The organism is Acinetobacter sp. ANC 5414 (assembly GCF_013004295.1).
Lineage (GTDB): Bacteria > Pseudomonadota > Gammaproteobacteria > Pseudomonadales > Moraxellaceae > Acinetobacter.
The window spans coordinates 44,855-55,844 of sequence record NZ_JABERM010000007.1; the positions used below are offsets into that span (position 1 = coordinate 44,855).

At 39.2% G+C, this 10,990-nt stretch carries 13 protein-coding genes; 8 read left to right on the top strand and 5 right to left on the bottom strand.

Annotated elements, in window-relative coordinates; translation table 11 throughout:
* Positions 1-24: 24 nt before the first annotated feature.
* The 3 genes from HLH18_RS04585 to mnmC are packed head-to-tail and all read left to right on the top strand — an operon-like array spanning position 25 to position 2,819.
* Positions 25-327 carry a YciI family protein gene (locus tag HLH18_RS04585; RefSeq protein WP_171540761.1) on the top strand — a complete coding sequence of 101 codons (303 nt, stop codon included), beginning with the start codon at positions 25-27 and terminating at the stop codon, positions 325-327.
* Between the two features lie 4 nt (positions 328-331).
* Complete coding sequence (locus HLH18_RS04590; RefSeq protein ID WP_171545933.1) at positions 332-859, top strand: SH3 domain-containing protein; 528 nt, start codon at positions 332-334, stop codon at positions 857-859.
* A 40-nt stretch (positions 860-899) separates the two neighbouring features.
* A complete protein-coding gene (mnmC, locus tag HLH18_RS04595; RefSeq protein WP_171545934.1) occupies positions 900-2,819 on the top strand; it encodes a bifunctional tRNA (5-methylaminomethyl-2-thiouridine)(34)-methyltransferase MnmC2/FAD-dependent 5-carboxymethylaminomethyl-2-thiouridine(34) oxidoreductase MnmC1 in 1,920 nt (639 codons plus the stop codon).
* Between the two features lie 94 nt (positions 2,820-2,913).
* Here the strand turns inward: mnmC and HLH18_RS04600 are convergent, their stop codons facing one another.
* The gene (locus tag HLH18_RS04600) at positions 2,914-3,228 is read right to left on the bottom strand and encodes a rhodanese-like domain-containing protein (protein WP_131288707.1); all 315 of its coding nucleotides are present in this window, start codon (positions 3,226-3,228) and stop codon (positions 2,914-2,916) included.
* Between the two features lie 91 nt (positions 3,229-3,319).
* Between HLH18_RS04600 and HLH18_RS04605 the strand changes: the two genes are divergently transcribed.
* Together HLH18_RS04605 and HLH18_RS04610 are read left to right on the top strand one after the other, a co-directional pair.
* Entirely contained in the window at positions 3,320-3,808 is a 489-nt protein-coding gene (locus HLH18_RS04605) for a YajQ family cyclic di-GMP-binding protein (RefSeq protein ID WP_067723050.1), read from the top strand.
* A gap of 29 nt (positions 3,809-3,837) precedes the next feature.
* Complete coding sequence (locus HLH18_RS04610; RefSeq protein ID WP_171545935.1) at positions 3,838-4,338, top strand: DUF4442 domain-containing protein; 501 nt, start codon at positions 3,838-3,840, stop codon at positions 4,336-4,338.
* Between the two features lie 154 nt (positions 4,339-4,492).
* Here HLH18_RS04610 and HLH18_RS04615 read toward each other — a convergent pair whose 3' ends face one another.
* From HLH18_RS04615 to HLH18_RS04625, 3 genes are read right to left on the bottom strand one after another with little or no spacing between them, the layout of a single operon-like run.
* The gene (locus HLH18_RS04615) at positions 4,493-4,915 is read right to left on the bottom strand and encodes an acyl-CoA thioesterase (protein WP_067723055.1); all 423 of its coding nucleotides are present in this window, start codon (positions 4,913-4,915) and stop codon (positions 4,493-4,495) included.
* 1 nt (position 4,916) lies between these two features.
* Positions 4,917-5,354 carry a thioredoxin TrxC gene (gene trxC, locus HLH18_RS04620; RefSeq protein ID WP_171545936.1) on the bottom strand — a complete coding sequence of 146 codons (438 nt, stop codon included), beginning with the start codon at positions 5,352-5,354 and terminating at the stop codon, positions 4,917-4,919.
* Positions 5,355-6,251: an alpha/beta hydrolase gene (locus HLH18_RS04625; RefSeq protein WP_171545937.1), complete on the bottom strand. Its 897-nt coding sequence runs from the start codon at positions 6,249-6,251 to the stop codon at positions 5,355-5,357. It lies immediately after the preceding gene.
* A 124-nt stretch (positions 6,252-6,375) separates the two neighbouring features.
* On the opposite strand from HLH18_RS04625, the gene HLH18_RS04630 reads away from it, so the two are divergent.
* Both HLH18_RS04630 and HLH18_RS16245 read left to right on the top strand, forming a co-directional pair.
* Entirely contained in the window at positions 6,376-6,711 is a 336-nt protein-coding gene (locus HLH18_RS04630) for a protein tyrosine phosphatase family protein (protein WP_171545938.1), read from the top strand.
* Between the two features lie 242 nt (positions 6,712-6,953).
* The gene (locus tag HLH18_RS16245) at positions 6,954-7,133 is read left to right on the top strand and encodes a hypothetical protein (protein ID WP_350642398.1); all 180 of its coding nucleotides are present in this window, start codon (positions 6,954-6,956) and stop codon (positions 7,131-7,133) included.
* A 156-nt stretch (positions 7,134-7,289) separates the two neighbouring features.
* On the opposite strand, the gene HLH18_RS04640 is transcribed toward HLH18_RS16245, so the two are convergent.
* Positions 7,290-9,275, bottom strand: a complete 1,986-nt coding sequence (locus HLH18_RS04640) for an Ig-like domain-containing protein (protein WP_171545939.1) — start codon at positions 9,273-9,275, stop codon at positions 7,290-7,292.
* A 150-nt stretch (positions 9,276-9,425) separates the two neighbouring features.
* Between HLH18_RS04640 and HLH18_RS04645 the strand changes: the two genes are divergently transcribed.
* Positions 9,426-10,799, top strand: coding sequence for a dihydrolipoyl dehydrogenase (locus HLH18_RS04645; RefSeq protein WP_171545940.1), 1,374 nt, complete (start codon positions 9,426-9,428; stop codon positions 10,797-10,799).
* Positions 10,800-10,990: the final 191 nt, after the last annotated feature.

The window sequence follows — 10,990 nt, forward strand, 5'->3', positions numbered from 1 at the left end:
TAGGTCAACAGATCGAGAAAGAATATGCCTTTATTCGTCGTAAGCTGTACAGATAACGAAGGTACAGTAGAAAAACGTCTTGCTACACGCCCACAACATCTTGAACGTCTACAAAAATTAAATGATCAAGGTCGCTTAATTGTTGCTGGTGCCATGCCTAAAGATCCTGGCAATCCACAAGCGGGTTTCTATGGCAGTACCATTATTGTTGACTTTGAATCGCGTGAAGCGCTTGACGCATGGTTACAAGAAGAGCCTTTCTTAAAAGAAGGCGTATACGGTCATATTGATGTGAAACCTTTTAATAAAGCTTTCCCTCAAGGATAAAATCATGCGCGTTGTTGTTTCAAGCTTATTGGGTTTATCTCTTATCTGTTCAACTGCATGGGCGGTAGAAACCGCTCCTGTTGCTCCCGCTCCTACTGTAGCGACTGCTGCTCAAGCAACGACTGCAACACCACCGCCACAACCCCAAAAGCCACAGACTTTGCCTGCAAATAAACCCGGCACTGTTCCTGCTGCTGGTAACGTTGATGCCAATGGTCTACCACAAGATGCAAAACCTTTAACAGCAGAACAAATTGCGAAAAATAAAGCCTTGCAAGATGCCAAAGTTAAAGCTTTAGTGAAAGATCAAGCCACCCGTTTACAGCAATTGGAAAAAGCCAATCTGGATGCGTTATCACAAAACCAAGAGCTGCAATTGAAAAATGACAGCCTAGGCGTTCAAGTACAGGTTTTACAAAGTGAACGTAGTGCACAAATGTTTTTATACGGCGCTGCAACCATTGCAGTCGGTGTCTTGCTTGGGTTCTTGGTTGCAAGTTATGTCTATACCAAACGTCGTCGTCAGTGGTAAAACATCTGTATCTATTTTTGTTTTAAAGGTTGCTTAGGTTTTGTCTAGTGCAATTCAAACTGCTGATCTGGATTGGCAATGTGTGGATGGGATTGATATTCCAGTCTCCAAACAATTTGGAGACATCTATTTTTCTAGAGACAATGGTTTACTCGAAACCCGACATGTCTTTTTGAATGGTAATGACCTCGCAACACGTTTGTCAAAGCTGCAAGATTTTGAATATTTTTGTGTCGGCGAAACCGGTTTTGGTACAGCTTTAAATGCTTTAGCGTTATGGCAAATGTGGCAACAACTGCGCCCGAATAACCGAAGTCATCTACACTTGATCAGCGTGGAAAAATTTCCACTCAGCAAAGCTGATTTTATTCGCGCACTCAAGGTCTGGCCAGAACTGCAACCTTTAGCCCAACAGCTGATTGAGCAATATCCACTACCAATTGCCGGTTGTCACCGACTGAACTTCCCTGAAGATCGTTTTTCCATCGATTTATGGCTCGGTGATGCCAATGAGGTCTTGCCGGTCATTGCCAAAACCAAAGCCGTAGATGCATGGTTTTTAGATGGCTTCTCACCTGCTTGCAATCCCGATCTCTGGCAAGACCATGTTTTAAGCCATATTGTCCGACTGTCTGACTATGGAACGACCTTTGCCTCTTTTAGTGTTGCGGGTATTTTAAAACGTGGTTTAAGTGAGCATGGAATTACCATTTCTCTTCCACCCGGTTTTAAGCATAAACGTCAGATGCTCACAGCAATCTTGAACCCTCCTGAAACTAAAGATCAACAGGTTCTTAAATCAAAAACTGCAGAAATAGAACAATCCGAATTAATCAATTCAGCTTCTGCATTTAAACAACGTAAAATTGCGATTATAGGTGCAGGAATAGCTGGCTTAAGTTGTGCTTATGCCTTTGCCGGGCGTGGTCATCAAGTCATGATTTACGACCAATCAGCGCCTCTTGCGGGAGCTTCTGGCAATCCACTGGCATTACTCAATCCCAGATTAGGGCGTATTGAGCAAAGTGCTGAGCATCTGGTCACGTTGGCATGGCAATATGCCATTCCACATTATCAAAAATTTAAAGCTTTTCGTCCGGTTCAGGTGAACCAATTGGCGCTTAAAGAGGACGATGATTTACTTGAACTCGCAGGACAATATCCACACGGGGTATTTGCGGAAAAAGTAAATCAAAGTGATCTTGAAACCGGATTTCCGAGCTTAAAATTATTACAAGCGGGTACGGTTTCACCGCATCAATTACGCGATCAAATTCTAGAACATCCTGCTATTCAGTTTCAGCAAGCGGAAATCGTTGCATTAAAGACTGAATCTAACATTCAAGTGATCGACAGCAAGCAACAATGTTTAGGAGAGTTCGATCACGTAATTGTTTGCGCGGCACTAAATAGCAAAAACTTTGCGGAACAATTCCCCAAACTTAAACCGAATCGCGGGCAAGTCAGTTGGGTGAATAATGCAAATCAGCTGTTGCAACCTGAACAGGCTTATAGCTACGGGGGGTATTGCATGCAGTTGGATGAGCAGCATCTGATTTTAGGGGCTTCTTTTTATCCACATCGGGATGATGATGAAGTGCTGCTAGAAGATCATGTGCACAACTATTCATTGATCCACAGTGTCTTTCCAAATTATGCGCAATCTTTGCCACCTGTTGAAACCTGGCAAGGTCGTGCTTCTGTACGGACACAAAGCCCGGACTATTTCCCCTTGCTTGGGAAAATTCAACCCGATGCGGAAATCTACACCTTTACCGCTTTAGGCTCTAAAGGCTTTTTATTTGCACCGTTATGTAGTGAAGTCTTGGCTGCTCAAGTTTTAGGGGAAGCCTGCCCGCTGACTTCATATTGGGTGAATAAACTTAATCCGCGACGTTTTATTAAAAAAGTAAAACCGAAAAAGCCTTACTATCAAAAGCCAGTCCCAAGCTCGCTCTAAAAACCAGCAAAATAAAAAATCCCCTTTATACCAAGAGGGATTGAGCGGAATTCATTTTTTAGCCATTAAAAAAGCACCTTACGGTGCTTTTTTCTTAAGCGCCCTGTTCTAAAGGGAATCCTGCATCGCGTGCAGCACGAGTGCCACCCATCAATACAACATACTCACGTGAGCTATCGAAGCTATCTAACTTTTCAGCAGCACGTGGTGCTTTACTACCACCACCACATAAAATGTAAATGGTCTGATCCGACTCCACTTGAGTTAAGCTGTCTGCACTCAAGTCATCGATGGGCTGATTTACAGCACCTTTTACATGACCTTCAGCAAAGGCTTTTGTATCACGAACATCCCAGATAACCGCATTTTCTGGGAACTCAAATGTTGTAATTTCTTGTTTACGGATCATTGCGCACTCCTTTGATGTAAACAACACTTGGCAAATGAAGAAAACATCCCTAGCATCTCAGATATTCTTTCCCTTTGTAAAGGTCTAAACCATGCCTTCTTTCGATATTGTATCTGAATTAGAAATTTTTGAAGTAAATCATGCTGTTCAAAACACGCAAAAAGAAATTGCGACCCGTTTTGACTTCCGTGGCCAAGACGTTTCTATTGAATTGAGCGAAAAAAATAAAGAAATCAAGATTACGACTGAAAGTGATTTCCAATGCGAACAGGTATATAGCATGCTGGAAAATCATTTCTTTAAACGTAAAGTGGATATTCAAGCCCTTGATCCACAAAAAATGACCGCTTCAGGTAAAAATGTCATTCAAGTGATTAAGCTTAAAGATGGTCTTGACTCTGATACTGCAAAAAAAATTAATAAAGCCATTAAAGAAAGCGGCATTAAAGCGCAATCTTCTATTCAAGGTGACAAAATTCGTGTAACTGACAAGAAGCGCGATACTTTGCAACAAATTATGGCGTTCTTAAAAGAACAACAATTTGGTGTGCCTTTGCAGTTTAATAACTTTAAAGACTAATCTACTAATGCAGTAAGTCGAGGAACTTCATGATACCGACCAATCGCTTATCAAAACTGGTTAAAGCCACCTCTAAACTCCCGAAAGGTCTTCGCAGTACCCTGTGGAGCAAAGCGTTTGGTCGGGTCGTGCCGATGGTGGGTAGTGCCAATATTCGCTATCTCGAAGTAAGCCACGCCAAAGTGGTGGTGAAAATCGAAAACCATCGTGCAGTGCAGAACCATATTGGTCAGGTACATGCCTGTGCCATGGCACTGATTGCTGAAACAGCCACTGGTTTTGTCACCGGGATGAATGTTCCTGACTCCTGTATTATGCTCATCAAAAGTTTAAAAATCGATTTTAAACGCCCAACTAAAGGTGCCATGACTGCCACTGCAGCACTCACCGATGATCAGCAAAAATTAATGCAAAGTACTGAAAAAGGTGAAACCTTAGTTTCAGTTCATGTTACAGATGAATCAGGTGAAGAGCCAATTCAATGCGAAATGCTCTGGGCTTGGGTATCCAAGTCACAATTAAAAAGATAATTTAATTTTTAATTTTCGTTGCCTAAAGCTAAATCAAGTGACGAATTTTTACTTATGTAAAGAATATTGCTTAGTTCAAAATAAACCAGATGCTGTTTTAAAAAATTCAAAATATAAAAAAGCCCAATCATTGTTGGGCTTTTTTATATGATTCTTACGCGGGTTGCGATGCTAAATATTTTTGTTTTACATCATCGGGAATTTGACGCTTTCCACCTTTCACGTCTACCGCAACAAAAGTAAATACCCCTTCGGTCACACGGATTGGTTCACGTGAATCATCATGGCTGTCCCACACTTCAATTTGCATTTGAATTGAGGTATTACCCACTTTTAAAATCTTGGTATAGCAACTAATCACATCACCGACTTTTACCGGAACAAGAAAAGTCATCTGATTAATCGAAATGGTTGCACAGCGCCCTTTACTGAAACGCTCTGCGTGAATTGCACCTGCCAAATCCATTTGTGAAACAATCCACCCACCAAAGACATCACCACTCCAGTTGGTATCTGCTGGCATCGCAATGGTTTGAAGGGAAAGGGTTCCTTCAGGTTTTACATAAGTATCTGACACATTAGCTCCCAGTTTTGGCATTCAATTGTTGATCTAGCCACTGTTGCAGCTCTGTAGATCGTAAAGCACCACTTATTCTAGCAATTTCGTTGGCTTTATTCATCAAAACTAATGTGGGAATACTTCGTACATTAAAAGCACCACTGAGTCGGGGTGATTGTTCAGTATTAATTTTCGCAAAAATCACTCTTGGATTTTGTTTTGCCACCTGTTCAAAATGAGGAGCCATCATCTTGCAAGGACCACACCATTCCGCCCATAAATCAATCAGTACAGGCAAATCACTGTGGGTGACAAAATTACTAAAATTGTGCTCATTCAATTCAATTGGAGCCAGAGGAATAAGCGCATGTTGACACTGACCACAGTTTGGATTTGCCTCTAGTTTATCTTCAGGTACTCGGTTTCTAGCGCCACACGCAGAACATACAATAATCATTTAGCTCACTCCAATATGTTGATGTAAAAATTCTAATTGGGTAGTTATGGCTTTTTCAAACCATTGACCATGATAAATATCAAAATGTTGCATATCCCACTCATGGTATTGTACATAAGGTGCAATATTGGTTGCTGTTTCACGACTCGACTCAAGGGGAATCAGGCTATCTTGTTTGGAAGCAATAAATAAAACTGGAACACTAATTTTACGCACATCCTGAATAGGACGATAACGAATTAAATTAAAAAAGACCCGCGCTGGAATCTCTCCACTCCAGAAATAATCTGGATTGACAATGGATAAATATCCGTCATAACTATCGGCTGTCGGCATAAAACATAAACCCTTTCGGTCTACGACAGGTAAGGTTTTTGGGGACATGCCCACTTTTGCACCCATATAGTCCTGACTTGATATTTTTAATGCTTTCGGTAGTTGTTGTAAAGGGTAAAGCTTGGCACTTTCTGTCCCATCAACAAAGGGAATTTGTGCGATTATGGCTTGAATATTTTTTAATTCTGCAGCCAAATTTAAGACATACCCTCCACTTAAAGAGGTTCCCCAAAGTACGATCCGTCGCGTGTCTACTGATTTTCGCTCTAGAATATGCGCAATCATGGTTCGCCAATCTTCTAATTGAGATTGAATCGATACCAATTCACGTGGGCGGCCTGTGCTCCCACCCCAATAACGATAATCAAACAATACCACTGCATAGCCCGCTTGAGCAAAACGCTTGGCATACTGAACCAGTTTAAATTGACGTAAGGCTGCCAAACCATGCGCCATAATAATGACAGCAGGCTTATGTTCAGTTTTGGGACGGTAAAAATCTGCAGCAATGACCTCTTTCCCACTATTTACATAAAGTGGTTCAACTGTATAGGAATGCATACGCGCTCCATTGCGTTATTTTATGGTTGTAATCGCTTATAAAAATTTCAACAGATTAAGCTCCAGTTTCAGCTTAATGCTATCATAAAGCATAAATCTATTTAACGAATTATGGAGTGACGAAATGAGTGAAAATGTCGGCTTTGCAGGTCAAATCACCCCGGAACAGGTAGCACAAGTTGCCGAGAAAGGTTTTAAATCGATTATCAACAACCGTCCGGATATGGAAGGTGGTTCAGAACAACCTACAAGTGCACAAATTGAAGAAGCTGCGCGTAATGCGGGTTTAGATTACGTTTTCCAGCCTGTCGTTGCGGGTCAAATTACTGAAGTCGATGTACGTACATTTGCCAATCACTTCAATGAACTTCCGAAACCAGTATTGATGTTTTGTCGTACAGGTAATCGCTCAAATAATTTATATCAAATCGCAAAACAAATGGATTTACTGGATGATTAAGCACGTTGTTTATAGTGCTTTATTTAGTTTAAGTTTGACCTGCAATACACAGATATTTGCTGAAACTACGGATTAAATCAGTAGTTTAAATTCTTCTGTAAGTGTTACAGGTCAAATGATGGCAAACAAATTTGAAACTTTGATACGTTAAGGTTTTAGATCGGTCATTGTGAATCGTTCGGATTAGGAACAAGACAATTTGGTTTCCGTCAATCAATTGCGCAATATTAACGAACACGCTCATGTTAGTTTTATTTATCAACAGAGTATCAATCGGTAAAGTTTCTAAAATAGACATGATTGAATTTTCAAAATATTATAATGAGCTTCCAAAACCAATTTTAATGATATGTCGAAGTGGCACACCACGCTCTTCTTTATTATTTGATGAAGCAAAAAAACTGGGATTGCTCAATGAATAAAATAATTTTTCTACTCCTTATTTCATGTGTCGTTATTGGATGTAGCTCGATGAATGTTCGACCTACGGTTGGGGTAAGTGTGGGGGCTTCGATTTAAAATATTTAATCCAATAAAAAAACAGCGCCGAAGCGCTGTTTTTTCTATAAATACAATTTCTATTGATAAGATACATATATCGTTGATACTTTACTATCTGGCGAAGAAACAGAAACTTTCAACGTATCTCCTACCGCACATTCTTTTAGACGATAGCCATAATAAGTTTGATTACTATTTTTAAATGTGCTTGGCGTCAAAAGATTAAATACATTTGCGACAGGCGAACTTCCTACTGATAACTCTGCGGTACAAGATAAATCGTTATTTTTTGTATTATCCTCAGGAGTGACACTCACTGTTGTACCTGTTGGCATTGGTACACCTTGAGCACTATTACCATACATATTAAAAGATAATAAACTTCCACTTGCATTCACATTGGTAAAAGTTGGTGTATTTTCAGCAAATGCAAATAAAAGCTGCTGCCGGATCACTCCATCTAAATTATTATCACATGTTGCTACAATATTCGGCTGTTTAATTCCGGAAGCCGCACATGTTGCTCCACTTGCACCACGCTTATACAAATATTCACCTAAGTTAGCACTATAAAGATTATCTTCATTATCATCACGGAAAAAATCACCAATATTGCTAATTAATGTATCTATCCCAATCGTATAAATATTATCACCATCTTTATCAAGGAAGGATTTATCGCCCTCTACATAAGCTAATACAGTCACACGGTTATCTAAAGGACGAGGATTCTGAGTAATCAAAGTAACTGAACACTGGCCATCTTTAGAGGAACAATTAGGCGTAATACTTCCGCCTTCTGCAACAAAGCTAATGACAGTTCCATCTGGAACTTTATTACCATTACGATCTGCCATTAATGCTATAACAGTAGCACTATCACCATCAATTACATTTTGTAGTGAGTTCTTAGATACCGATAAACTTAAACCATTCTGAGTTACACGTCCTGTGGAAATTGCTACATTTTTAGATAAAGCTGATACATTACTATTGGCTACCAAAGTAGCTTTAATCTCAACTGGACCTGGTATATTTCCTGGATATAAGTTTACACGTACTTTGCCATCTGGATCACTTGCAATCTTTTGTACAGTACGATTACCCAACTCATAAAAACTTAGGTCCTTAGGGCCTCGTAATAGCTCAATATTCACATCTTTATTTGCAGCTGGAATACCATTTGCATAAAGTGTAAATTCAATTTGACCTGATGATGCAGAACCACTGCTTTTAATCCCCAAATTTACTGCATCAGAGGTATAAACTAAAGAGTTTGCTTCAATTGCAGCTATATCCACCTCGATTATTTTCGCTGGGATATTGGAACCAATAGCAGTAATCGTTTGCTTACCTTCACACAATTTACCAGCTGCATCTATAGCTCTATAGGCTGTAGTAATATCACCTTGGTTAGACGATATAACAGTAGCTGGTTCAAATTTACCACATGTTGCAGTGAATTCTACATTGACATTATTCTGATTAACTTTTGTATTTGCATCTTGCGTTTTTAACGTGATATTTGTTGAGCCGCCAGACTCTAATTGAGTACTAGCTGCAGTCATATCGACTAAAATAATATTGGTTGCTTGAAGTGAGAAATTAAGTGCTTTTGTTGATGCTTTAGCACCATCAAAATCTGCAATTGCAGAAATTTGATAAGCACCATTGGTATTTATATTTTCAGGTTTAACAGAGATACTCGCTTCACCGTTGGTATTGGTTAAAACAGCACCATTGGTACTACCTAAAACAACACCACCAGTCACTGTAAATGTAACCAATGCACCACTAATTCCTTTACCTGACTGATCTGTTACTTTTACTTTAGCGATCACACCTTCTGCTGCGATTGCCTGAGTTAAGTTACCATTTTGATCAATCAATTGAATAGTACTAATATTAACAGATTTTACTTCTTCGCCCGTGCTAGGGTTCAAAGCATTACCTGAACTAGAACCTTGCTTATTAAAATAACCTTCACTACCACCGCCACCACAACTTGCAAGTAAAACAGCCAAAGCAACTGTAGATAATTTTAAACTAATATTTTTACTCATGAATATCCCCGGAACCCTCAAAATTTTAGAGCTTGTTATTAATTAATATTGCTCGATATGTAATCATAGATAGTAGTTTATGTAAACAAAAGCATGATAAATGTTTAAGTGTGTTAGCCTTAAAAATATAAAAATGAGAGTTATTTCACAATGTACGACATCATTATCATCGGTGCGGGTACTGCAGGAATATCTGCATATAAAGAAGCAATAAAGCACACCCAAAACATTCTTATTATTAATAATGGCCCTTGGGATACCACATGTGCTCGTGTTGGATGTATGCCAAGTAAAGTACTCATCTCAACCGCCAACAGAATGTATGAAATTCAACATGCTCAAGAAGTTGCATTAAGGGTTTCAGCTAAAATAGGCACTTCTCAAGTAATGCGACATGTAAGAGAGCTACGTGATCATTTTACCAATGCAACACTCAAAGAAGTTAATAGCTGGGATAATACCCATAAAATCTCTGGAAAAGCCCATTTCATCGATTCAAAAACGGTTCAAGTTAATCAACAACACTACCAAGCTAAAAGTTTTATTATCGCTGTTGGATCTACCCCCACTATTAATAGTGATTGGAAAGAGGAACTTGGTGATAAGCTCATCACATCTGATCAAATCTTTGAACTAGAAACCCTGCCTAAATCATTAGCAGTGATAGGCAGTGGGGTTATAGCCATTGAACTCGCGCAAGCCATGCAACGTTTAGGGGTTAAAACGACTGTTTTTGCACGTAGTCGTAAAGTTGGCTCTCTTACTAGTCCAGAACTACAAAAGATTGCTCAAAATATTTTAAGTGAAGAATTAAATATCAAGTTTGAAGTACTCCCAGAACAAGTTAGAAAATTTCGCAATAAAGTTAAAATCAATTACACAGAAAATGGAACTCTAAACAGTATCACTGCAGATTATTTATTGATGGCGACAGGACGTAACAGTTATTTAAGTAGTTTAAATCTAGAGAATATCAATTCTGAATTTAGTGATCTAAAAAAACTTCCTGTAGATGAAAAAACTAAACAATTAGATGATTATCCAATCTTCATTATTGGCGATGCCCATACCAACTCGCCAATTCAGCATGAAGCTGCTCACGAAGGGCGAACCATAGTTCATAATTGTTTAAACTTTCCTAAACTTAACAATATCAAAACTCTCTCTCCACTGGGGATTGTTTTTAGTCAACCTGAAATGGCGATTGTGGGACAGAGTTTCAGACAGCTTACTCAATCTAAGGTTAAATTTATCACTGGACTCGTTTCATACGAAAAACAAGGCCGAGCAATAGTTTTGGGTAAAAATAAAGGGGCTATTGAAGTTTATATTGATAAAGCAACACGAAAATTTTTAGGAAGTGAACTTTTTGTTGAGTCTGCTGAACATATGGCGCATTTATTATCTTGGATCATCGCAGAAGATTTAACAATTGATGAAATCTTAGATAAACCTTTTTATCATCCCACTTTGGAAGAAGGGTTAAGAACTGCGTTTAAACATGCACGACGACAGCTGAAATAAAAATTAGGATTCACGCTTCTTTCATTTTTTAGCTGCTTGCGGGAACTTTATTTTTGCTTTCACTTCTTCCGCACATAAAAAAATCCCCCTGCTCTACGAGTCAGGGGGATTTTAGAATGAATGAGCTGGCGATGACTTACTCTCACATGGGTAACCCCACACTACCATCAGCGCAAAGAGGTTTCACTTCT